The sequence below is a fragment of the Neorhizobium huautlense genome, assembly GCF_030811685.1.
In the GTDB taxonomy this organism is placed as follows: Bacteria; Pseudomonadota; Alphaproteobacteria; order Rhizobiales; family Rhizobiaceae; genus Neorhizobium; species Neorhizobium huautlense_A.
In genome coordinates this window covers 181,062-205,406 of record NZ_JAUSRF010000008.1, presented here as the reverse complement: position 1 = coordinate 205,406, position 24,345 = coordinate 181,062, and the positions used below count along the sequence as shown (strand labels likewise).

Annotated in this window: 20 protein-coding genes; 11 read left to right on the top strand and 9 right to left on the bottom strand. The window is 61.0% G+C overall.

What is annotated here, in order from left to right; all coding sequences use genetic code 11:
- Window positions 1–57: 57 nt before the first annotated feature.
- Window positions 58–477, bottom strand: a complete 420-nt coding sequence (locus tag J2T09_RS14085; protein WP_306835594.1) for a cell envelope integrity protein TolA — start codon at window positions 475–477, stop codon at window positions 58–60.
- A gap of 145 nt (window positions 478–622) precedes the next feature.
- Entirely contained in the window at window positions 623–2,854 is a 2,232-nt protein-coding gene (locus J2T09_RS14080) for an OmpA family protein (protein ID WP_306835593.1), read from the bottom strand.
- Window positions 2,855–3,107: 253 nt separating this feature from the next.
- Between J2T09_RS14080 and J2T09_RS14075 the strand changes: the two genes are divergently transcribed.
- Window positions 3,108–3,914: a methyltransferase domain-containing protein gene (locus J2T09_RS14075; protein WP_306835592.1), complete on the top strand. Its 807-nt coding sequence runs from the start codon at window positions 3,108–3,110 to the stop codon at window positions 3,912–3,914.
- A gap of 180 nt (window positions 3,915–4,094) precedes the next feature.
- Here J2T09_RS14075 and J2T09_RS14070 read toward each other — a convergent pair whose 3' ends face one another.
- Window positions 4,095–5,273 carry a DUF1501 domain-containing protein gene (locus J2T09_RS14070; RefSeq protein ID WP_373458456.1) on the bottom strand — a complete coding sequence of 393 codons (1,179 nt, stop codon included), beginning with the start codon at window positions 5,271–5,273 and terminating at the stop codon, window positions 4,095–4,097.
- A gap of 2 nt (window positions 5,274–5,275) precedes the next feature.
- Window positions 5,276–6,850 carry a DUF1800 domain-containing protein gene (locus J2T09_RS14065; RefSeq protein ID WP_306835590.1) on the bottom strand — a complete coding sequence of 525 codons (1,575 nt, stop codon included), beginning with the start codon at window positions 6,848–6,850 and terminating at the stop codon, window positions 5,276–5,278.
- 219 nt (window positions 6,851–7,069) lie between these two features.
- Between J2T09_RS14065 and J2T09_RS14060 the strand changes: the two genes are divergently transcribed.
- From J2T09_RS14060 to J2T09_RS14030, 7 genes are all read left to right on the top strand, one after another.
- A complete protein-coding gene (locus tag J2T09_RS14060; RefSeq protein ID WP_306835589.1) occupies window positions 7,070–9,151 on the top strand; it encodes a putative bifunctional diguanylate cyclase/phosphodiesterase in 2,082 nt (693 codons plus the stop codon).
- A gap of 89 nt (window positions 9,152–9,240) precedes the next feature.
- Window positions 9,241–12,189 carry an excinuclease ABC subunit UvrB gene (uvrB, locus tag J2T09_RS14055; protein ID WP_306835588.1) on the top strand — a complete coding sequence of 983 codons (2,949 nt, stop codon included), beginning with the start codon at window positions 9,241–9,243 and terminating at the stop codon, window positions 12,187–12,189.
- A 2-nt stretch (window positions 12,190–12,191) separates the two neighbouring features.
- Complete coding sequence (locus J2T09_RS14050) at window positions 12,192–12,671, top strand: hypothetical protein (protein ID WP_306835587.1); 480 nt, start codon at window positions 12,192–12,194, stop codon at window positions 12,669–12,671.
- On the top strand, window positions 12,626–12,817 hold the full coding sequence (locus J2T09_RS14045; protein WP_306835586.1) for a hypothetical protein: 192 nt from the start codon (window positions 12,626–12,628) through the stop codon (window positions 12,815–12,817). Before J2T09_RS14050 ends, J2T09_RS14045 begins: the two co-directional genes overlap by 46 nt.
- A gap of 168 nt (window positions 12,818–12,985) precedes the next feature.
- Window positions 12,986–14,650 (top strand): ATP-dependent nuclease, encoded by a 1,665-nt coding sequence (locus J2T09_RS14040; RefSeq protein WP_306835585.1) that lies wholly within the window; start codon window positions 12,986–12,988, stop codon window positions 14,648–14,650.
- 163 nt (window positions 14,651–14,813) lie between these two features.
- The gene (locus J2T09_RS14035; RefSeq protein ID WP_306835584.1) at window positions 14,814–15,029 is read left to right on the top strand and encodes a hypothetical protein; all 216 of its coding nucleotides are present in this window, start codon (window positions 14,814–14,816) and stop codon (window positions 15,027–15,029) included.
- A 694-nt stretch (window positions 15,030–15,723) separates the two neighbouring features.
- Window positions 15,724–16,236, top strand: coding sequence for a hypothetical protein (locus J2T09_RS14030; protein WP_306835583.1), 513 nt, complete (start codon window positions 15,724–15,726; stop codon window positions 16,234–16,236).
- Window positions 16,237–16,351: 115 nt separating this feature from the next.
- Here the strand turns inward: J2T09_RS14030 and J2T09_RS14025 are convergent, their stop codons facing one another.
- From J2T09_RS14025 to cysG, 5 genes are all read right to left on the bottom strand, one after another.
- Window positions 16,352–17,164, bottom strand: coding sequence for a ferredoxin--NADP reductase (locus J2T09_RS14025; RefSeq protein WP_306835582.1), 813 nt, complete (start codon window positions 17,162–17,164; stop codon window positions 16,352–16,354).
- Window positions 17,165–17,289: 125 nt separating this feature from the next.
- Window positions 17,290–17,817 (bottom strand): DUF934 domain-containing protein, encoded by a 528-nt coding sequence (locus tag J2T09_RS14020; RefSeq protein WP_306835581.1) that lies wholly within the window; start codon window positions 17,815–17,817, stop codon window positions 17,290–17,292.
- A 3-nt stretch (window positions 17,818–17,820) separates the two neighbouring features.
- Entirely contained in the window at window positions 17,821–19,494 is a 1,674-nt protein-coding gene (locus J2T09_RS14015) for a nitrite/sulfite reductase (protein ID WP_306835580.1), read from the bottom strand.
- Window positions 19,495–19,512: 18 nt separating this feature from the next.
- Window positions 19,513–19,827: a DUF2849 domain-containing protein gene (locus J2T09_RS14010; protein ID WP_306835579.1), complete on the bottom strand. Its 315-nt coding sequence runs from the start codon at window positions 19,825–19,827 to the stop codon at window positions 19,513–19,515.
- Window positions 19,824–21,266 (bottom strand): siroheme synthase CysG, encoded by a 1,443-nt coding sequence (gene cysG / locus J2T09_RS14005; RefSeq protein ID WP_306835578.1) that lies wholly within the window; start codon window positions 21,264–21,266, stop codon window positions 19,824–19,826. Before cysG ends, J2T09_RS14010 begins: the two co-directional genes overlap by 4 nt.
- Window positions 21,267–21,653: 387 nt before the next feature.
- On the opposite strand from cysG, the gene J2T09_RS14000 reads away from it, so the two are divergent.
- From J2T09_RS14000 to J2T09_RS13990, 3 genes are read left to right on the top strand one after another with little or no spacing between them, the layout of a single operon-like run.
- Window positions 21,654–22,262 (top strand): deaminase, encoded by a 609-nt coding sequence (locus J2T09_RS14000; RefSeq protein WP_306835577.1) that lies wholly within the window; start codon window positions 21,654–21,656, stop codon window positions 22,260–22,262.
- A 24-nt stretch (window positions 22,263–22,286) separates the two neighbouring features.
- Window positions 22,287–23,120: a nucleoside triphosphate pyrophosphohydrolase gene (mazG, locus tag J2T09_RS13995; protein WP_306835576.1), complete on the top strand. Its 834-nt coding sequence runs from the start codon at window positions 22,287–22,289 to the stop codon at window positions 23,118–23,120.
- 28 nt (window positions 23,121–23,148) lie between these two features.
- Entirely contained in the window at window positions 23,149–24,324 is a 1,176-nt protein-coding gene (locus J2T09_RS13990; protein ID WP_306835575.1) for an FAD-dependent oxidoreductase, read from the top strand.
- Window positions 24,325–24,345: the final 21 nt, after the last annotated feature.

Sequence of the window (24,345 nt, the reverse complement as noted above, 5' to 3'; positions counted from 1 at the left end):
CGCTCGTCGGCTATCGAAGCTATGCGTCGAAGAGCGGCCACTCCCTTCCGTGAGACTTTACAGGGCGCTCTCCATCTCGGAGGCGTCGAAAGTTATGACGACCTCCTTCCAGTCCTCGTAGCTCTCGGAATAAGCGGAAAGGTCGAACGGCAGCGCCTTCAGGATTGCCCGCCGGGCACTCGCTGCAAAAACCGGGAAGCGCGGATCATCCGACACGGTTTCCACCACGGGATTGCCATTCAGCGAACCGTCCCGGTGGAGATTGAAGCGGATCCGCACCCGAGGCGGCGAAGGCGCTTCCCCAGCCATACTCCAGTTCTTCATCACGGCATCGCGGACCACTGCCCCGGCAGATTTTTGCGGTTGCTTGGCACTCTGCTGACGCTGTGTGTCAAAACCGTCCTGCGCCCAAGCAGCAGCATATGGCGCACCGCCCATCATCGCGACCACCGCCGCAGCGATTGCCGCCTTCTTCAAAAATACCCGAAAAATCATCTCGCCCCTCGCATGCTATCCGGAAACCAGAACTAGTGCCGGAACCTCTCCTGTCCAGCTGGTAAAAACCGCATAAAAAAGCCGCCGGGCGCAAACCCGGCGGCTTTCATCGTCGATGCGGACGCTGTTACTTCTGCGCCACCGGTTTCACCAGCGGGGTGATGCGGCGGATGGTGACGCGGCGGTTTTCCTGCGAAGGACCGTCCGTGCGCACCTTCAGGTAACGCTCGCCATAACCTTGGGTCGCAAGGTTTTCCGGCGCGATGCCGAATGCGTCGGTCAGCACGCGGGCCACCGATTCCGCGCGTTCGTCGGACAGAACGAGATTGCTGTCGTCGGACCCGACGGCGTCGGTATGGCCTTCGATGAGGAAGGTTTCGGCCGGGTCGCGGTCGAGCACTTCCTTGATCGCATCCGCCACCTTGCGCAGCGAAGACGCCTGGTTCATCGGGATATCGGCACTACCGGTCGCAAAGGTGATCGTGTCAAGGTCGATACGGCGTACCTTGTCGCGGATACGCGCCGAATAGCGTACTTCATCCAGCGAATAGACGCGCTCGACGCGCTCCACCGGCGGCTGTTCCAGGAAATCGTAATAATCCCGGTCCGGCTCGGAGGAGGTGTCGATGATGTAGTCGTCCAGCGGCACCGTCAGGCGCATGGGCGGCAGGTCGAGACCCGGATCGCGCCAGCGGCGCGGCTGGTCGCGGTCGTCCATCAACTCGGGTGCGTAATAGAGCACGTATTCACGGCCGTCGCGATCGATGCGCGAACGCTGCACCACATCGCCGTAACGGTTGCGGATCGTGACGATCTGCACACCGCCGTCGCGGTCGATGATTTCGCGGGTACGGCCGCCGCGCAGGCGCTCGTATTCCGGCTCGTAGCCCTCGTCGTAGAAACGGCGGCTGTCGTCATGGCGCACGATGGTGCGGTTGTCGAACTGCAGGATCACGCGGCCACCATCCCGGTCGCCACCGCGCTCGCGAAAACCTTCGGGGCGTTCGAAGCGCGGACGACCGTCGAGGCGTTCACCCCGTTCTGCGGTTGCTGCTTCCATCTTGACCGGCGGACGCGGACGTTCGCCCGGCGCAAGCGCCTGTGCCTCGGCATCGGAGGTCGGCGGCGGTGGCGGCGGGCCCGCGGGTGCGGCAACGGCCGGACCACCTTCTGCTCCGCCACGTGGCGGACGTGGGCCACCTTCACGAGGGCCGCCTTCGCGCGGACCACGCGGACGACCCACCTGATCCGGGGCAGCAGCCGGTGCCGATGGATATTCCTTGGCGCTGTCGAGAATGGCGGCACCGTTTTCGACCGGCAACACGACCGGACCGGTGGCGGAAGCCGGATCCTTGGCGATTTCCTTGGCACGCTCGATTTCTTCCGGCGTGCGCGGCCCTGCCGGAGGAGCTGCGGCCTGACCGGGTGCCGGCTGGCCGGGTGCGGCGCCAGGCGCTGCGTCCGGGGCAGCAGGCGCCGCACCGGACTGGCCCGGTGCGGCCGGCTCGGAAGGTGCTGCACCTTCAGTCGCCGGCGCTCTGCCCGGACGTGGCGCAGGAGCCTGTCCCGGTGCGGCCTCGCCGGCAGCGGGGGCCTGGCCCTCGGCCGGCCGTGCCGGGCGCGAACCCTCAGTCGGGCGGGCTGGGCGTGGTGCGGGTGCTGCCTCAGGGGCCGCCTCGGGGGCGGCAGCAGGCGCTTCGGCCGCCGGAGCGGCAGGTTTTTCGGCCGGAGCCGGCTTTTCTGCGGGTGTTTCGGCAGGCTGCTCGCGGCTCGGGCGTTCACCCTGAGGACGCTCGCCACGCGGACGGCCCTCACCTGACGGGTTTTCGCCACGCGGCCGTTCACCGCGTGGACGCTCGGCACCCGGCTGCGCCTCGCCACTCCCTTCCTGGGTGCGGGCCGGGCGCTGCGGACGTTCCGCGGGCTGTTCGTCGGCGCTCGGCGCCTGTTCGCGGCGCGGACGCTGGCGCGGCTCCTGCTGCTGTTCCTCGGCCGCGGGTTGCTCGCGACGCGGGCGCTCCTGTTGCTGCTCAGCGGGGGCTTCACGGCGCGGACGCGGCGCTTCCGGCTCCGGCGCGGCCTCGCGGGCCCTCGGCTCAGCCTGGGGTTCGGCCTGAGGCTCGGGTGCGCGCTCGCGGCGCGGCCGCTCGGCCGGGGCCTCTTCCTGCTGGGGTGCAGCGCCCGGCGGAACAATGATTTGCCCCTCGGCTGGCTGTTCCTGCACACGGATCACTTCATTATGCGCCGGCACGGCGATCGCGCCCGGCGCAACCGGTGCGGCCAGCGCCGGCTGCCATATCAATGACAGCGACAGGACGGGCATTGCCACACCTGTCATCAAACGTTGTTTCTTCGACATGGGACCTCCTTGGTGATCTCGCATCCCTGCAAATTCTGATCGAGGCTCCTCTTCGGGAGCCTGGTAGTGTTCGGGCAGCCCTCAACGGCCACCCATTAAAATTGTTCCCAAACCTGAGCATTACAGGCTGAACTCCACCTGAACGCGCCATTCAGGCAAAGCTGAGGCACGCCGCCCACCATCCACCATTGCAAAAACGCCCGCACAGGCTAAAAGCGCGCCCATATCAACCGGCACCGGAAAAGGACGCGCCATGACCAAGATCGACGAGGAAGCCCTGGCCGAAGCCTATAACCGCGCATTGGAACTGGAAAAATCCGGCGATCTCGATGCCGCCGCCAAGGCTTATGCCGAAGTGCTCGAGCTCGACCCGGAAGACCACGGCGGCGCCGCCGTCCGCCTCGCCTCCATGGGCCGTGGCGAAACCCCGCCGCGCGCGCCGGATGCCTATGTCGAAACCCTGTTCGACCAGCATGCCGAAAGTTTTGAGGACATTCTGGTCGAGCAGTTGGGCTATACCGTGCCCATGATGGTGCGCCAGCACCTGCAGTCGCTCGATCTCGGGCCGTTCAAGCGCATGCTCGATCTCGGCTGCGGCACCGGCCTCACCGGCGGCGCCCTGCGCGACATGGCGGAAGACATTACCGGCCTCGATATTTCCGAAAACATGGTGCAGATCGCCCATGAAAAGGATCTTTACGAGACGCTTTACGTCGGCGAGGTCGAGGATTTTCTGGAAGACAATGACGACGAACCCTTTGACCTGATCACGGCCACAGACGTGCTGCCCTATCTCGGCGCGCTGGAACCGATCTTCTTCGGCGCCGCTGAAAACATGGTCAAGGGCGGCATCTTTGTCTTTTCCTCGGAAACCCTGCCGGCAGAAGACGGTCGTCCTTACATCGTCGGCCCGCACCAGCGTTTCGTGCACGCCGAAAGCTATATCCTCGACCGCCTGAAGGAAACCGGCTTCGACCTCATCGAAATGTCGGAGATCAACGTGCGCATGCAGGATGGCGAGCCAAGCCCGGGCCATCTGGTTGTGGCAAGGTTGAAGTAAGAAAAGGGTGGTGCGGCTGGTCCCTTCTCCCCGCGCGCGGGGAGAAGGGTCTATAGCGAGCTCTCCGCATTTCCGGACTCAGTCCGTAAGGCAACCTATCCCCGCCCTTCGCTCAGGCTCAGGGCGTTCGTCATTCGAAACGATTCACTGGATCGTTTCGTCGGCTGCGCCGACCATTCCTCACCCCCGCAAATACACCGATCCCGCATCAAAACTCAGCCCCGGAAACACCTTGGTGGTGAGGTCGCCGACAGAGACGCCATACTGTTTGTGGATCATCGCCGCCGCCAGTTCGCGCAGGTCGCCGGTCGGCATCAGGTCGCGGCCTTCGTAAAGCTGGTCTTCGCCCAGTCCCGGCCACTCCCCAAAAATCTTCCCGCCGTCCACCGCGCCGCCCGCCAGAACCGCAACACCGCCCGTGCCATGGTCAGTGCCGCCGCTGCCGTTTTCGCGTGCCGTGCGGCCGAATTCGGTCATCGCCAGAACCACGGTTTTCGACCAGGCATCGGCGCCCATGCTCTCCTTCAGCGTGGTGATCGCCAGCGCCAGCGTGCCGGCAACTTGCGCGAACTGCGCCTTCTGGTTCACATGCGTGTCCCAGCCATTGATGGAAAAGCTGCCGATGCGGTAATCGCGGGCCAAAAGATTGCCGGCAAGTTTCGCCATGTCGGCCACACCTGAACCGCGCTTGCCGCCGGCATAAAGCGGATCGGTCGACATGTCCGTGCGCACGGCCTCCTCGAACGCCTTGGAAAAGCTCTGGTCGCCGGCATACAGCCGTTCGAGGAAGCGCACTTCGTCCTCGGCAAGCGCCACATCCGATTGCGCCGACCAGACATCGACATCGTTGGGACCGGAGAGGATCAGTTCCATAGAGGTGTTGATGTCGATCGCCCGGCGGCTCGCCGTGCGCGGAATGGTCGCCAGCGCGCGGTTCAGCCAGCCATTGCGCTCGCGTTTGTCGGCGCCGCCGCTTTCCAGAATGTCCTGCCCGTCGAAATGGCTGCGCTCGTTGCGGTAAGGCGTCGAAACCGCATGCACGAAGGCCAGTTCGCGCGCCTGCCACAGCGGCATCAGCGATTTTGCCGCCGGGTGCAGGCCAAAACGGCCGTCGAGATCGGTGAGGCCCGTATCGGGTGTCAGCGCCAGTTTTGGCCGCAAGCCCGCATAGGCCGCGTCACCATAAGGCTGCAACAGATCCAGCCCATCCATCGCCCCGCGCAAAATGATCGTCACGAAACGGGCATCACCCGGGGCTGCGGCAAAACTCACCGGCGTCATCACCGGCATGGCCGCGAGGCAGCAGGCAGAGGCGAGAAAGCCGCGGCGCGACAGTCGAAAATCGTTCGAAGCGTCCATCGTCATCTCCTGTTGAACTCCGGGGAAACCAGAACCATGGTCAGGCCATGCACCTTGTTGGGCGCCTGCGCCACGATTTTTGTCGTGTCCGGCCGGGCTGCATCGGCAAGGGTGGTGGACAGGAAAGCGGCAGGATCAAGATCCTTGCCCAGCCCGCGCACGGCCAGTCTTGCCCAGGCGATCCGTTCGCTGAGCTGGCTCGGCGATAGCCATGCCTGCGCATCATCGGCAAACCCTGCCGGGCTCGGCGGCTGCCAGACCGGCTGCCCCATCCGCCGCAACGCGCCAAAGGTCACGGCGCGGGCAAAACCGGGTTTTGGCGCCGCCGCCTTGGTGGCGGATTTCTTGATGTCGCTGGCGGCGCCATCCTCGGCACTGGCGGCAGCATCCGGCCGGCCCATGTCGGCGCCGCGCGGCCCCGGCTTTTCCGCCTGCACCATGTCGTCGCCATCCTCGGCCTCGTCGGGCCGCAGCGGCACTTCCGCGTCCTCGTCATCCAGCGCTTTGGCCAGCGCCGTCATGTCCGCCTCCTTGACGTCGAGCGCACGCAGGCCCGACACCACGAAATCGAAAGGCTGCTTGAATTTCTGGCCCTCGCCGTCCCAGGCGCGCGGATGATCCAGCATCGCCTGATAGACCGCCGTCAGGTTGCCGTCGCTCGCCGTCCATGCGGCCACCATCGCCTCGACGATTTCGGCCGGCGGCTCATCGGCGATGAAATACTTCACCAGCTTGCGGCAAACGTGCCTGGCCGTCTCCGGCCGCTTGGCCAGATCGTCCAGCATTGCAACATGATCGGCATCGGAGCGGCCTTCCTCGCCATAGACCTTGCCCAGCAGCGACAGCCGGCCCGGCTCGGCCCTTGCCCGGCGATAACCGACTGCCAGCGTGCGGCCATCGACTGTCACACCGGTCAGGATCAGCGCCGCGCCACGCACGTCTTCCTGCGTGTAACCGGAACCCGCGCCCATCGTGTGCAATTCCAAGAGCTCGCGACCGAGGTTTTCGTTGAGGCCGGTGCCATTGCGCAGGCCGGCCTGCGATTCCGGCCCCACCGAGCGGTTCTGGTCGAGATAGAACAGCATGGCGGGATGCAGCACCGCCGCATGCAGAAGGTTGACGAACGGTCCGCCGATATTGGGCCGGATCGCCTCAGCCTCGAACAGCGACACGATCATCCGCATCGCATATGTCTTGCGGGCGTTGACGGAAAAATGATCGATCCAGAAGCTCGCCAGCCGCTCGAAAAAGCCATTGTGGGAATAAACGGCCTGCATGATGCGCGCAAACGAATCGCGCCGTAGCATCCGGTCCGCCTCCCGCAACGTATCTCGACGCAGATCGGGATTGGGTTTTCCGGCCTGCGCCGTCTTCGCCTCTGCGGCCCGCACAGACAGCAGCCGCAGCGCCGTTTCGCGCCGGCCCTCAAACCCTTCCCGCGGAAAACGCGCCTTTGCCTTGGCGCCTCGCTCGACCTGTTTCATCAGGTCGGCAGCGCTGGCCGGCGCATTTTCGTCACCCGGCTTCAGACCATAACCAAATCGGATGGCCGCCATGGTGGGGCGGGAAAGTGTCATCGAGCACCTCGTTTAGAACCTTGCACAAGGGGTGATGTAGCACTGCGACACAAACGGCAACAGATTAAGGCAAATTTCCTACATGAACGATTTGTAATCCGGCGTGATCGGGGCGGCATCGGCAGGACCTGCCACAACCACAAATATAAACGCTGCAAAACCTTGTTGGTTCCCGCATAAACCAGACACCCAATCACCTTTAAGCCATTGGTGCAATTAATGTTTTTTTCACGGGAGCATGCGCATATTCCGCGCAAGCTGAAACGGGACGAGACATTCTGGATGCCAAGCCGCTTCCTGACTGACGAGAATGAAATCCGCATCAAGTCGGAGATCGCAAAGGCGCAGGCAGCCTCGGTCATCGACCGAATGTACTATATGCTGGCCACCAATGCGGTCATCGCCGGCTGTGCCTATGCCGTTTCCACGGTCGGGCACGGCACAGATACGCTGGCGCCCTGGTGGCTGGCGGTGCTCCTGTTGACGCTGGTTGTGCGTGGTATCCTCACAGCCGCGATGATGCGGCGCAACTTGCCGAACACGGAGCCGGAAAAGACGCTTAGCCACCTTGCCACCGGCAAGCTGATCACCGGCTGTACATGGGCAGCCCTGCCCTTCATCTTCGAAAGTTTCGATGCCACCAGCGTCGATGGCGGCCTTTACCTGATGATGCTCGGCATCGCCGCCGCGACCGTCTTGATGGGTGTCGGCAACAGCCTTGCACCACTGGCCTTTGCCATTCCCGTGCACACCGCGGTCATCGTATCGCTGATGTCGCAGGGCCTGCATGGCCTGATGCTGGCACTGTGCGTCACGGCCCTTACCCTGCTGCTTTACCGCGGCAGCAAGCAGTCGGAAGCCACGTTTGCCAGCAACACGCGGGCAAAGGTTCAGGCGGATGCGCTGGCGGAATCGCTCTCCAAGGCCAATAGCGAAATTCTGGACACCAATGCGCGGCTGGAACATCTGGCCAAGTGCGACCCGCTGACCGGCCTTGCCAATCGCAATGCCTTCAACGAGGCGCTCGCCGCCGGCATTGCCGATTGCGATACCGACAAGGGCAACCAGATGGCCTTGCTGGTCGTCGATCTCGACGGCTTCAAGCTGATCAACGACACGCTCGGCCACAGCGTCGGCGACAGCCTTCTCGTCTACATTTCCGACCGCATGCGCCAGTCCATCGAGGGCGCCGACGTGTTGGCCCGTCTGGGCGGCGACGAGTTCGCGGTCGTTTATACCGGCCCGGATGCCGCCGAACGCGCCCGCCGCCAATGCGAATCCATGCTGGAGCGCAGCCATGCGCCCATCGCCTTCGCCGAACAGTCCTGCATCGTCGGCACATCCATCGGCCTGGCGATCTATCCGGATCACGCCGCCAATGCCGAGGAACTGTTCATCTGCGCCGACATGGCACTGTATCGCGCCAAGGACAGCGGTCGTGGCCGCTGGTGCGAATTCCACCCGGATTTCCGCATCGCCGCCACCCGCCGCCACCAGATCGAGCAGGATCTCGGCGCCGCCATCCTGAGCGGTGCGGTCGAGGCCTGGTTCCAGCCGCAGGTCATGCTGAATGAAAGCGGCATTATCGGCTTCGAGGCGCTGGTGCGCTGGCATCATCCGCAGCTCGGCGCCATCGCGCCGCCGGATATCGTCCATGCCGCTTTGGCCACACACCAGTCCGACAAGCTGACCGGCACGATTGCCGAGGCAGCCTGCCGCCTGCTGAAACGCCTGCCCGAGATGGGCCTGCCGCACGCCACCGTCTCCATCAACGTGTCGCCGCGCGAACTTTCGGTCTATTCCGTCGTCGATCTCATCGACAGCATTGTCAAGCGCCACGGCGTCGATCCGGCCATGCTGGAAATCGAGATCACCGAGGAAGCCTTGCTCGATACCGACATGATCGGCGACCAGCTGGCCCGCATCGCCTCGTCCGGTTACAAGCTCGCTGTCGACGATTTTGGCGCCGGCCACTCGTCGCTCACCTATCTCACCGGCCTGAAGGTGGATCGCCTGAAGATCGACCGTGGCATCGCCGCCGCCGTCACCTCCAGCCGCCAGAGCCAGAACATCGTCTCCGCCCTTGTCGGCCTCGGCCAGTCGCTGTCGATAGACGTCCTCGTCGAAGGCGTGGAAACGCCGGAAGATGCCGCCGCATTGCAGGAACTCGGCTGCCACACGGCGCAGGGCTATTTCTTCGCCCGACCGATGCCGCCGGAACGCCTCGACCACTGGATCGCCGAGCGCCCGTCCAACACGCAACAGGTGGATTTCAAACGCAGCGCCAACAGCAAAAACTGAGGAAACGGCACTGCCGTCGTTTCCCTTTTGTACTGGTTTTGTGAGCCTGCCCCCTTCACAATGGAGAAAACGCACTCCATATTCGCGGCATGGCCAAATCTCCGAAAAAATCCACGCCCCAGAACCGCGGTTTTGAGGAGGCTCCCCAAGCTTCATTCGAAGGCGCACCTCTCGAGGGCAGCGTGTCCGACTGGGTGAAACAGCTCGAAGCCGAGGCGGAAGCGTCGGGCATCGAAACCCAGCGCGAAATCGCCTCGAAAGCGGGAAAACACCGCAAGAAGATCGAGATCGCCGCCCGCGAGGAAGCGATCAAGGCTGCCGCGAAGGAAAAGCCCAAGACTGCCAAGAATACGACGGCCAGCAAGACCTCGCGCGGCGTCTCGATCGGCGCATCGTCGGACCCGAAAACACGCGCCGCCGCCGGCCTCAATCCGGTCGCCGGCATGGATGTCTCGCTGGAAGAGGCGGAGCACCTCGCCACCGGTGCCGTCACCGCTACGGTCGAAGCCCTCTCCGCCCTGATCGAATCGGGCAACCCGCTGTTCAAGGACGGCAAACTGTGGACGCCGCACCGGCCGCAACGCCCGGAAAAATCCGAGGGCGGCGTCACCATCCGCATGGCGTCGGAATACCAGCCGGCCGGCGACCAGCCGACCGCCATCCGCGATCTCGTCGAGGGCATCAACAACAACGACCGGTCCCAGGTCCTGCTCGGCGTCACCGGCTCCGGCAAAACCTTCACCATGGCCAAGGTGATCGAGGAGACCCAGCGCCCCGCCGTCATCCTCGCGCCCAACAAGACGCTGGCCGCCCAGCTCTATTCCGAGTTCAAGAACTTCTTCCCGGACAACGCGGTCGAATATTTCGTCTCCTATTACGATTATTACCAGCCGGAAGCCTATGTGCCGCGCTCCGACACGTTCATCGAGAAGGAATCCTCGATCAACGAACAGATCGACCGTATGCGCCACTCCGCCACCCGCTCGCTGCTGGAACGCGACGACTGCATCATCGTCGCCTCTGTCTCCTGCATCTACGGTATCGGTTCGGTCGAAACCTACACCGCCATGACCTTCCAGATGGAAGTGGGCGACCGCCTCGACCAGCGCCAGCTGCTCGCCGACCTCGTGGCCCAGCAATACAAACGCCAGGACATAAACTTCATCCGCGGATCGTTCCGTGTGAGGGGCGACACGATCGAGATCTTCCCCGCCCACTTGGAAGATGCCGCATGGCGCATCTCGATGTTCGGCGACGAGATCGATTCCATCACCGAGTTCGACCCGCTCACCGGCCAGAAGACCGGCGACCTGAAGTCGGTAAAAATCTACGCCAACTCGCACTACGTGACGCCGCGCCCCACCCTCAACGGCGCCATCAAATCCATCAAGGAAGAGCTGAAAATCCGCCTCGCCGAGCTGGAAAAGGGCGGGCGCCTCTTGGAAGCGCAACGCCTCGAACAGCGCACCCGCTACGATATCGAAATGCTCGAAGCCACCGGCTCCTGCGCCGGCATCGAGAACTATTCGCGTTATCTCACCGGCCGCAATCCCGGCGAACCGCCACCGACCCTGTTCGAATATATCCCGGACAACGCCCTTCTGTTCATCGACGAAAGCCACGTTTCCGTCAGCCAGATCGGCGGCATGTATCGCGGCGACTTTCGGCGCAAGGCAACGCTCGCCGAATACGGCTTTCGCCTGCCCTCCTGCATGGACAACCGGCCGCTGCGTTTCGAGGAATGGGACGCCATGCGCCCCCTCACCGTCTCGGTTTCGGCGACGCCCGGCACCTGGGAAATGGAACAGTCCGGCGGCGTGTTTGCCGAACAGGTCATCCGCCCCACGGGCCTGATCGATCCCCCTGTAGAGGTGCGGTCGGCCCGCTCCCAGGTCGACGACGTGCTCGGCGAAATCCGGGAAACCGCGCAAAAAGGTTATCGCACGCTCTGCACGGTGCTCACCAAGCGCATGGCCGAAGATCTTACCGAATACCTGCACGAACAGGGTGTTCGCGTCCGTTACATGCACTCGGACATCGACACGCTGGAACGCATCGAGATCATCCGCGATCTGCGCCTCGGCGCCTTCGACGTGCTGGTCGGCATCAACCTGCTGCGCGAAGGTCTCGACATCCCCGAATGCGGTTTCGTCGCCATCCTCGACGCCGACAAGGAAGGTTTCTTGCGCTCGGAGACGTCGCTGATCCAGACCATCGGCCGTGCGGCGCGTAACGTCGACGGCAAGGTCATTCTCTACGCCGACAAGATCACCGGCTCGATGCAGCGGGCGATGGACGAAACCACCCGCCGCCGCGAAAAGCAGGTCGCCTATAACGAAGCGCACGGCATCACGCCGGAATCGGTGAAGGCAAAGATTTCCGACATCCTCGACTCGGTCTACGAACGCGACCACGTCCGCGCCGACATTTCCGGCGCCAGCGGAAAAGGTTTTGCCGATGGCGGCCATCTGGTTGGCAACAATCTGCAGGCCCACCTCAACGCGCTGGAAAAGAGCATGCGCGATGCGGCCGCCGATCTCGACTTCGAAAAAGCCGCCCGCCTGCGCGACGAGATCAAACGCCTCAAGGCCGCCGAACTGGCGACTATGGACGACCCTATTGCGAGGGACGAGGCAAGGAACCAAGAAGGTGGCGGCAAGAGCGGCAAACGCGGTGGGGCAAGCGCCACCCGCGAGTCGATCTCCCCCCTTGAGGGGGAGATGTCCGGCAGGGCAGAGGGGGGTGGCTCTCCACCCTATACCCCATCCGAATCCTCCCTCTTCCGCCGCAACACGCTGGACGAAATGACCGTCGGCCGCACGGAAAAGCCGACCACCGGCAAAATCCCGGAAAAACCGGTCACCGAACCCGGCAAACGGTTTTCGCCACTGATGGAAGGCCAGCCGCAACGCGCCGACAAGGACGACGTGCGCCCGCTGGTGCGCGGCAAGGTCGGCGCGGGGAGTTATGAGGATGCGGGCGACGCCAAGCAACAGAAGCGGAGGACCAAGGGCAAGACGGGGCGTCCGGGGCGGTGAAGTTGGGCAATACGCCTGTTCCGGCACCACCGCCCGCACGCGGGCCAAGGCTCAACCTCGGCAAGGCGCTGCTGGCCCTGCTTTACGTCAATCTGATCGCCCTCCTGCTTTCCATCTTCGTCGGCATCATTTCCGGCGGGCTGGCCGCGACGCATCCGACAGACATCCCGCTATGGGTGTTGGGCGGAAGCATGTTCTATGGCCTGATCATGCTGTTGCCCTTGCTTGCAGGTCTCGCCGTTCATGCCATCATTGGCGAACGGCTGACTCGTCCATGGCTTGGCCTTCTTCTGGCCATCAGTTGCACGTCCGTTGGCTTGCTACAGGCACTCATCGCGTCGCAACTGAACACGGGCAATCCTATGGCTGGTATGATTACCTTCATGGCCATAGGGCTTTCAATCCCTCTCACCGTGCTCTGGACCGGCATCTATGTTTGGCTGCTGCGTTCAACGAACCCGGCAAGCGTTTTTCGCCGCTGATGGAAGGCCAGCCGCAACGCGCCGACAAGGACGACGTTCGCCCGCTGGTGCGCGGCAAGGTCGGCGCGGGGAGTTATGAGGATGCAGGCGACCCAAAGCAGCAGAAGCGGCGGACGAAGGGCAAGACGGGACGGCCGGGACGATAGACTTGCGCCTAACGCTTACTTCGTTTGCAAATCCTCATGTCATGGCCCCGCTTTGGTCGGCGTGCGCGCAAAATAAAGATTACAATGCGCGTCTGAATCACCCCTCATATCTCATAGGTTGCACATCTACAAAAATCTGATTACGCCTATCGAAAAGAGAGGCGATCAATGCAAATAAAAAGCGTAAAAATAAATAATTTCAAAAGGGTGCAGGAAACTGAAATTCACCTTGGGAAAATTACATACCTCGTCGGAGGCAACAATTCCGGCAAAAGCAGTGTGTTGCAGGCAATACACATGGCTGTTAGTTGCGCTCAGATATCATCAGAACTACAGCAGCAAGTAATCGCTGAATCCAGCTTAAGATATTCCCCGACAGCAGAGTTCCAAACTCTAGGTAATTCTGGCCCTTACGAAAACAGGAAGGAAGGCTCCAGAGGAACGATTGAGTTTTTCGGAAGCACGACCGACGGCGCCGATGCAAGCTACAAGGTGGAAATATACAAAGCCCGAAATTACCATAATATTGGCGTCGATAGATCAGGCGTATCCCCAGGATTTGGGCAATATATATCAGATTCAAAAAGTCTATTTAGCGTTTACGTCCCTGGATTGGCCGGGATTCCTCACCGTGAAGAAATGCAGGGATACGCCTCTGTATTCAAAAGAGCAGCGGGGGGAGATGCAAATTTCGTTTTTCGAAATATTATTCGCCTCATCAGCGAAAAAGGAAAAATTGAAGAACTTGAGGATCTTCTATTTGATGTTATAGGACCAACAAAATTCCGAATAGAATTCGATCCGAACCGAGACCTCTACGTTGACGTAAAGATCGCCCTCGGGGATCAACCATTCGTGCCCGTCGACCTCTGTGGCACAGGCGTGATTCAAATCACGCAGATCATATCTTATGCAATCCTATTTAATCCAAAACTGCTTCTGGTCGACGAACCAGATAGTCACCTCCACCCATCCCGGCAATCCCTACTTGCTGACGCCTTAGCAAAAATCGTCGATAGATATGACTGCAACATCATAGTCTCCACCCATAGCCGCCATTTGGTGAGCGCAGCCAGAGACGGCACAAAACTCATATGGCTGCGCAATGGAAGAGTAGAGACACAGGACAAAGACGATCTCACACAGATTTTGCTCGACCTTGGCGCACTAGACCAAATAGACTCATCCGGAGCCGAAATAATAATTTGCACAGAAGACAAGGGAAAAGAGAATTTATCAAGATTTATCAAACGCCTCGATCTTGATGAAAAAATCAAGATCATCTCCTATAACGGCGTCACAAACGCTGCGTCGGCCGTTGCAATTAAAGCGATGGCGGACTTGTTCTCAAAATCTCCAAAAATAATCATCCATAGAGACCGTGATTTTCTTTCTGACGATGAAGTTGAGATATGGGGAAAAGAATACACCAACAGAGGCATGACTATTTTTTGCCCGAAACTGAGCGATATTGAAAGCTACTACGTTCAACCAAAGCATATAGCAGAGACCTATCTTGTCAGCGAGGAAGATGCCAAGCAAAAAATTGGCTCTGTGATATCTGGAATCGAGGATAAGCTAAGGAAAAAGTTCTCAGAAAAGAGGCGCGAGGCCATTCAACGATACTGGAAGGACGGAGGCGGGCCTGCAACAGGGAATCTTTGGCCGGACAGCACCCCACCGACGGAAGCTACGATACTTGGCAAATTACTCATGTCAGCCGTCAACGAAGCCTCGCACGAGTTATTCGGTCGCAGAGAAAATTTGAATACATTGCCTAGCGCGAATCTCATGAAAGAACTCAACGAGATGCTGGAGAGTTTGCCTGACTAGGCAGAACGGTGGCCCCTTATCTTCTTTCCTGCCATTAAATCGGCAGGAAAGAAGCACATAAACAACCTCGCGAACTCCGACCCTTCCTCACCCGTAGATTCACCCTCCATAAACCCACCGCATGCCATATCTCCTTCACCACACTGCAAGGAGACCCGCCACGATGATCGGCTTCAAGAACACCCACAACCAGCCCATCTACGTGAACCGGGCGCAGGTCCTCTATGTCACCACATTCGAGGAAGACGTTTCGGTGATCGCGCTGGCCGTGGCCGGCAGCGGCGGCAAGCCGGTGACGATCCATGTGCGCGGCAGTGTCGAACTGGTCTCGTCCAAACTTTCCGCGCCACCGGTGCCGGCGCCCGCCCCGGCGCGCTGAAGCGCCCAGGCCGGCAAAGTCCGGCGACGTGGCCTTGCCCATTTGCGGCCACAACCGCCGGCACAAAGCGACAATCAATCACATTTACGTGATTTCGCTCGCGTCCACTTCCTGAAAACGACATCTGCGTCGCAATCAGACATGCTGCGTGGACGCTTGAGACCCCCGATTCAACAAAATCAATAACTTGACTCGAAGTTCATCCACGTCTTCCGAAGCCGTGCGATGCTTCACCCGTTCCATCGCGGATACACCGGGAGGCGTCCCGGCGAGGTGGAGCCGGCGCGCGGCATGAGGGGCAGACGCATATCCTCATGTCGCGGGTTCGCGGAAACTGGTTCCCCTCCGGCGACACGGGGGAAATGTTCTGGCGGTCAGACGCCACGGCATTTCTGAAGCCCGAAAGAAGCGCGCCGGGCGTGCCTGTGCGGCACACATGATCGCCAGTCGGTGGAAACACCGGGATGGCTTTCGCAGAGGAACCGAAGTCGCGGGCATAAACCGCCGAAACGGGACACGGCGCGTGTCATTTAATAATTTCAGTCAGAGGCACAAACCGTGTCCCGGCCGAAATTTTTCAAAAACGCACTGGCACCAAGGGAGGAGTCTGTCCGCAAAACGGCGCTTCCTGCGGACCGCCCACACCATCTATCATCCAACAGCAGAAATCCGATCAGCGAAAGGAGAATGCCCGATGAGCCACTTTTCCCCGGAGGACCGCCTCACCATCGCCCGGCGTGTCGCCGAGATGCTGGCGCTGCCGCACATGATCTGCCGCCGTCGCCGATGCCGGCGCAACGGCCGCTGCTGGTATCATTTCGCAGCCAGCAAAGAGCCCTGCTGCCTCAACAACCTCAACGCCAGCCAGTACGCGATCTTCGAGGAGCTGCGCGCCGATACCGAACATGTCGCCAGCCGATGGAGGTTGCTCACACTGCCGCACGGCACCTCTTCCGTCACCAAAGAGGTGCGCGAACTGTCAATCGACATCCTCTACCGTCTGTTGGGAAAGGCCAACCGTGGCCGGTTTACCGAATGGCGGCGCAAGCGCGCCCTGGAAATGGCGCCACGTCCGGCCAAGCCCGTGCCGGTGCCCGCACCACTGCCCGCTCTGGCGCCAGTGTCGGTCGCCCGCCAGGCGGTGGATTGGTCGGAGCTGGAATTCGAGACCGCCGAGACGACGGTCCCGCTGATCAGGGTGTTGTGAAGGTGGGCAAAAGCGTCGAGGCCATGGGCATCGCCCGGCTCTTTGTTCGGGCCAAAAACGCGTTTCGCGGCAATCGCTCTAAAAAAGCGATTGCCCGCTGCGAACCTGCCGGCAATCAGCCAACAAACGCCCGTTCAATGACGAACTCGCTCGGCTTGTTGTTGGCGCCTTCGGTCAGGCCTGCGCGTTCCAGCCGCTCCTTGGTATCCTTCAGCATCGCCGCCGAACCGCAGATCATGCCGCGATCCACGGCCGGATCGAGCCCCGGCACGCCGAGATCGGCAAACAGCTTGCCATTGTCGATCAGGTCGGTGATACGGCCCTGGAACGGGTAGTCCTCGCGGGTCACGGTGGAATACAGTTTCAGCTTGTCGCCGACGATTTCCGACAAAAATTCGTGGTTCTTGATCTCTTCCACCAAATCAAACCCATACTTCAGCTCCGCCACTTCGCGGCAGGTATGGGTGAGGATGACTTCCTCGAATTTTTCATAGGTTTCGGGGTCGCGGATCAGGCTGGCAAACGGCGCAATCCCGGTGCCGGTCGAAAACATGTAGAGCCGCTTGCCGGGGGTCAGCGCATCGAGAACCAGCGTGCCGGTCGGCTTCTTGCGCATCAGCACCGTATCGCCCGGCTTGATTTTCTGGAGATGCGAGGTCAGCGGACCATCCGGCACCTTGATGGAAAAGAATTCCAGTTCCTCGTCCCAGGAAGGGCTGGCGATCGAATAGGCGCGGTAGATCGGCTTGTCGCCCACCATCAGGCCGATCATCGCAAACTCGCCCGAACGGAAACGGTAACCGGCCGGACGCGTCATGCGGAAACGGAACAGGTGGTCGGTATAATGCTCGACCGACAGCACGGTCTCGGCAAACACGCCGTCCGGGATTTTTGGCGCGAATTCTTCGGGCTTGGTGGGAGCGTTCATACCGGTCTCGTTCGTCTTCGTTTCGCGGCACCAAAGCGCCGCCTCCAACCCCACCCGACAAGCGGGGCACATTCATCACTCTCGGAATTATACCAAAACGATCAGGTTTCAAAGCCGTCAGCTTGTCACGCCTGCTCCGCAGTCAGCGCACGGCGGCGCCAGCTATACCCCTGCCCGGCTTCCGCTGCCTTCACCGCCGGCTGGTAATGTTCGGAAATCCCCGGCAGACGCCCTTCCGAAAGCCGCCTGATCGCCGTCGCATTGGTCACGGAAACCGTGTCGATCCCCACCCGCAACATCAGCGGCACCTGGTCGATCAGCACATCACCCACGGCGCGCAACTCGTTGCGATAGGCGAGCCGGTCGCGCAACAAGGAGGCCTGCGAAAACGCTCGCCCATCACTGAACGCCGGAAACGTCACAGCCACGATCTCCAGCCGAGAAAGATACGGCTCCAGCTTCGTCACATCATCGGCGGGATACAGCACAACGCCAAGGCCGACATCGTTGCTCTCCTCAGCACGAGCGATCAGGGCGTCGAGCGGCAGCAGAACCTTTTGCCCCTCGCCCGCCTTCACCTCATCGGTCTCGATCACCCATGGATCACTGTCGACAAACCCGCTCTCGCGCCAAATCTTCGCGTCAGTCGCCATGGTTCACGCCGCCTCCGCCTTGGCATCGCCATAGAGCGCATCCTTGAAAGGCTGCGGCCCGACACGGCGATAGGCATCGAGAAAAATCTCATCCTTCGAAAGCCGAAGCCCCAGATAGGTATCGACAATCGTCTCGATCGCGTCCGTCACCTTCGACGGCTCGAAACCACGCCCGATGATTTCGCCGATCGACGTATGTTCGTCACCCGAACCGCCGAGCGTGATCTGGTAAAGCTCGGCGCCCTTCTTTTCCACACCCAGCAGGCCGATATGGCCGACATGGTGGTGGCCGCAGGCATTGATGCAGCCGGAAATTTTTATCTTCAACTCGCCGATCTCCGCCTGCCGTTCCGGCGCGCCAAAGCGTGTGGAAATTTCCTGCGCCACCGGGATCGAACGGGCATTGGCCAGCGCGCAATAGTCCAGACCGGGACAGGCGATAATGTCGGTGATCAGCCCGGCATTGGCCGTCTCCAGCCCCTGCGCCACCAATGCGCGGTAAAGCGGCTCAAGATCGGCCAGCGCCACATGCGGCAGGATCACGTTCTGCTCGTGGCTGATGCGGATCTCGTCATTGGCGAATTCTTCCGCCAGATCGGCAATCGCGTCCATCTGCACATCCGAAGCATCGCCCGGAATGCCGCCGATCGGTTTCAGCGAAATCGTCACCATCCCGTAATCGGGATGTTTGTGGGGACAGACGTTCTGGTCCACCCAGCGGGCAAACCCGGCATCGGATTTTTTCCAGCTGGCCAGCTGCGCCCAGCCTTCCGGCCGCTGCGGCAGAGCCGGCGGCGCGAAATAGGCGGTGATGGCGTCGATATCAGCCTGCGGCAGTGTCAGCTCGGTGCCGGCCAGATGGGCGAATTCCGCCTCCACTTGCCGCGCCAGTTCTTCCGTACCGGTCTCCAGCACGAGAATCTTGATACGCGCCTTGTACTTGTTGTCGCGGCGGCCATGAAGATTGTAAACGCGCATGATGGCGGTGATGTAGGTGAGCAGATCGGCTTCCGGCAAAAAGTCCTTGATCTTCTTGGCAATCAGCGGCGTGCGCCCCTGTCCGCCACCGACATAGACGGCAAAACCGATCTCACCCGCTTCGTTCTTTTTCAGATGCAGCCCGATATCATGCACCTGAATGGCAGCGCGGTCGCGCTCGGCACCGGTCACGGCAATCTTGAATTTGCGTGGCAGAAACGAAAATTCCGGGTGAACCGACGACCACTGGCGCAGGATTTCCGCGTAAGGCCGCGGATCCGCCACTTCATCGGCAGCGGCACCGGCAAAATGATCGGCGGTGACGTTGCGAATGCAATTGCCCGACGTCTGCAGCGCGTGCATTTCCACACTCGCCAGTTCGGCCAGAATATCCGGCGTATCCGACAGTTTCGGCCAGTTATACTGGATGTTCTGGCGCGTGGTGAAATGCCCGTAACCACGATCATATTTGCGGGCGATATGCGCCAGCATGCGCATCTGCTTCGAATTCAGCGTGCCATAAGGAATGGCGACGCGCAGCATATAGGCATGCAGCTGCAGATAAACGCCGTTCATCAGGCGCAGCGGCTTGAAAGCATCCTCGGCAAGCTCGCCGGCAAGACGGCGCGATACCTGATCGCGAAACTGCGCCACGCGGTCGGCAACAAAGGCATGGTCGAATTCATCGTAACGATACATGACGGTCTCGAACTTAACTCAGACTGCGATGAAGGCCGGATCGGCCGTGCCGTAACCGGCGGCGTAATGCATGGTCGGCCCCTGGGCGCGGATGCGCTCGCGCAGGCGGACCGGCCAGAGCTGACCGTTGATTTCCTGCACATCGACAACGGCGACATCGACCACGCGGTTATCGACGAAATCACGCTTGCCGATCGCTTCCAGCGAGGCAACGGCTTCCACATGGCGCGCCACCAGCGCATCCTGCAGGCGTTCGGTCCAGCGGCCGGTCGCATCCAGCCAGACGGCAATGCCGTCGGAAAGGCGGTTGGCAGTCAAAACCTTGTCAGTCATTGTTTTGATCCCATTCCTTCACGGGCCGCGACGATACCCACCGCCAACGGCTCGGACTTTTCCAAATTAGCACCGGCAACGGCATTGCCGATGATCACCATGACGGGGCCGGTCAGTTCGTCGCGCAGCTCCAGATCCGGTAGATCGGAGAGCCGGCCATGAAACAGGCGGCGATCCCTGCGGCTGGCATTTTCGATCGCCGCGACATGCGTGTCGGGCGACAGACCGGCCTCAACCAGACGATCGGTCACGGAAGCGGCCACCGTGCGGCCCATATAAACGGCAACGGTGGCGCCATTGACCGCAAGGTTTGCCCAGTCCGGCAGCGTGTCACCGGTCAGGTCGTGACCGGTGGTGAAGATCAGCGAGGTTGCGACACCGCGCAGCGTCAGCGGCAGATCGAAATCGGCAGCGGCGGCAAATGCGGAGGTGATGCCGGGCACGATCTCGTAGGAAATGCCGGCCTTGCGCAGCGCATCCATCTCTTCCGCGGCGCGGCCATAAACCAGCGGGTCACCGGATTTCAGGCGCACCACGCGCTGGCCGGCCTTTCCAAGCTCCACCAGCAGCTCGTTGATCTCGCCCTGCGTTTTCGAATGGGCATTCTTGCGCTTGCCGACGGAAATGCGCTCGGCATCACGGCGCCCCATGTCGACAATCGCTTTGGGCACCAGCGCGTCGTAAACGATCACATCGGCTTCCATCAGCACGCGCTGGGCGCGCAGCGTCAGCAGGTCTTCGGCGCCCGGACCGGCACCAACCAGCCAGACATGACCGGACACGCTGTTATCGGCGGAAAGCAGCGCATTGGCAGTGCGGCGCGCGGTAGCGATATCACCGGCATCGACGGCATCGGCCACGCTTGCGGAAAAGAAACGGCGCCAGAAGATGCGGCGGGCCACACCGCGCGGCACCAGCTTGTCGGCAGCATCGCGGTAATCGGCGGCCAGCGACGCAAGGCGGCCGAGCGACGGCGACAACATCTGGTCGATGCGGGCACGGATCATCTGGGCAAGAACCGGCCCTGCCCCTTCCGTGCCGATGGCAACCGCAACCGGTGCGCGGCTGACGAGAGCCGGCGTGTAGAAATCGCAATAGTCGGGCTGGTCGACGGCATTCGCCGGAATGCGACGCTCGCGGGCAGCCGTGACGATCTCGCGGTCCAGCGCATCGTCACCGGTCGCGGCAAAAACCAGCGTCGCACCATCCAACAATTCGGGAGAAAAATCGAGGTGATGCGTGGCGATCTTCTGCTCCGCCAGGAAGGCAGCGTAATCGGCTTCCGGCTCGGCGGCGTATGCGGTGATCACCGCATCCGTATTGGTCAGCAGACGAACCTTGGCATAGGCTTCATCGCCGTTGCCGAACACGACAACGACCTTACCACTGACGCGGAAGAAGGCGGGAAAAACATTCAGACGTGCGTTTTCACTGCTCATTGCCAACTCATCGATTAACAACTGCAATTTATCGCGATCCTTACGCTCCTTTGAAGCAAAGGACGTGCGAAGAAACCTGAACACCGACATTTTCCTACTCCGCATCCGCTCGACCTGAGCAAAAGCAACCGCCTCCCATACCGGCGCATGACAGGGAGGTGAAGCGCGAAGCAGCGCTTTTCTCGGTCTTTTGCGACGCCGCCGTGTCGCCTGCGGCCCATTTCACCATTATGCGGCAGGTGGAACCCGCCCGGGAAACTCAATCGGCAACGCCCCCAAACCGGCGACAAAAACTTTTCCACCACATTACATGCCCCCAAACCAAAACGGCTGCATACTTGTCGGCGACGTGCTTTAAGGTGCCGGACAACAGACGGAGTTCCGATCATGGCCAAGGCTTCGAAAAAAGAGACTTCAAAGACTTTGGCGCCGCGCCTGCTCGAAGTGATAGAACATAACATTCTGCCCCTGACGGCAAAAGGCGTAGCCGCCGGCAACAAGGTGTTTGGCGCCGCCATCCTGCGCAAGTCCGATCTGTCTCTGGTGATCGCCGAAACCAATAACGAGACCGAGAACCCGCTCTGGCACGGAGAAATCCATGCGCTGAAGCGCTTTCATGAACTGTCGGAAAAGTTCGATCCGAAGGAGTTGCTCTTTCTCTCCACCCATGAACCCTGCACGATGTGCATGTCGGCCATAACCTGGGCAGGTTTCGACAATTTCTATTACTTTTTCAGCCACGAGGATTCGCGCGATGCCTTTGCCATCCCGCATGACCTGAAAATCCTGAAAGAGGTTTTCAGGCTGGAACCGGGCGGTTACCGACGCAACAACGCCTTCTGGCATTCCCACTATATCGGCGATCTGGTCGAAACCGAAGACAAGCCGCTGCGCAAGCAGCTGAAGGACCAGACGGCGCTGATCAAATCGATCTACGACAGCCTGTCCGGGCTTTATCAGTCGGCCAAGGCCGATAACAGCATTCCGCTTCGCTGAAGCGACGTTCGAAGGATTTGACATATGGAAGCATCGCAGGACATTTCCCGGCTGATCGAGATCATGGCGGCGCTGCGCAATCCCGAAACGGGCTGCCCCTGGGATATCGTCCAGACCTATGAGACGATCAAACCCTATACGATCGAGGAAGCCTATGAAGTGGCCGATGCGATCGAGCGCCGGGACATGGACGATCTCTGCGATGAATTGGGCGACCTTCTGCTACAGGTGGTTTTCCATTCACGCATCGCCGAAGAGGCTGGCGATTTTGCTTTCGGCGATGTGGTCGAGGCGGTGACGAAAAAGATGATCCGCCGCCACCCGCACGTCTTTGCCCGCTCGGATGCCGACACGCCTGACGCCGTCAAGCTGCAATGGGATGCGATCAAGAAACAGGAAAAGCTCGATCGTGCCGAACGCCGTGCCGCGCGTGGCAATACCGAAGATTTCAAGACCGGCCATCTTGGCGGCATCCAGCGCAGCCAGCCGGCGCTGACGGAAGCGCTGAAACTGCAGGAACAGGCCGCGCGCGTCGGGTTCGACTGGTCCGAGGCGGCACCGATCCTCGACAAGATCGAGGAGGAAATCGGCGAGTTGCGCGAGGCACTCAAGGCCGGAAAACCGGAAGCGGTGGCAGACGAACTCGGCGACCTGATCTTTGCGCTGGTCAATATCGGGCGCCACGTCAACACCGATCCGGAAAACGCCCTGCGCGGCACCAATACGAAATTCCGGCGTCGATTCAATCATATCGAAACCTCTCTTCATGCATCGGGAGAAACACTCGAAGCCGCAACGCTGGAACGGATGGAAGATCTGTGGCAGGCGGCGAAGGCGATCGAGCGCGAACTGGCGTGAGCCCGACTGGTCAGGACAGATTTTACCGATGAGATTTGAAAAACTGGATATCGCCATTGCCGGTGCCGGCATCGGCGGGCTGTCGCTGGCCGCCATGCTGGCAAGCCGTGGCGCTAATGTGGTGATCTATGACCAGATGGCAGCGCCACAGCCCGTCGGCTCTGGCTTCGTGCTACAGCCGACGGGTTCGGCGGTGCTCTCCCATATGGGACTGCTTGACAAAGCGGCGGCACGCGGCGCCGTCATCAACCGCATGCATGGCAAGCTTGCCGGCACGAACAAGACGGTTCTGGAGATCGGTTACGGCAAATCCCGCCACGGCATCGCCATCCAGCGCGTCGCCTTGTTCGATATCCTGCTCGAAGCGGCAATTGCCGCCGGCGTCAAATTCGAAACCTCTTCCAAAGCCATCGACATCAGCGATGGCGAACGGCCCGCGATCGTGCTGGATGGCGGACGCATGGCACCATCGGCGGATCTCGTCATCGATGCGATGGGGGCGAATTCGCCGCTCGGCTATATCCCGACAAAGGAACTCGGTTACGGCGCGCTCTGGGCGACCGTGCCATGGCCGGAAGATGGACCGTTTCATCGCCACGAACTGGAACAGCGTTACCACCGCGCCAGCCGCATGGCCGGCGTTCTGCCGGTCGGCACGGCGAAAGACGGCGCTCCCAAAATGGCGACGTTTTTCTGGAGTCTTAGAAATCAGGATATCGACACATGGCGATCCGCCGGTCGCGCGGCGTGGATCGGTGAGGTCAAGGAGATGTGGCCGGAGACCGTACCCTTTGCGGAGATCGCCGAACCGGTTCATGCCCGCTACCGCCACCACACCCGCAAACCGATTGCCGGTCGGCGTATCCTGCGTATCGGTGATGCATGGCATGCGACCAGCCCGCAGCTTGGCCAGGGGGCCAACATGGCGCTGCTCGACGCCGCCTCGCTGGTGACGGCACTGGAACATTCGACCTCGATAGAAGGGGCGCTTGCCCTGCACGTAAGGCAGCGCGGCCTGCATATCCGGTTCTACCAGTTGATGAGTTTCGTGATGACGCCGTTTTACCAGTCGGACAGCCGCGTGCTGCCGGTGATCCGCGACATCGCCATCGCGCCGACGACACAGCTGCCGCTGATGCGGCAGTTGATCAGCCGTTTGGTAACAGGAGAATTTCTGGATCCGGTGAAAAGGATCGGGCTTTGATGACGAGAGCCTGACGTGGCG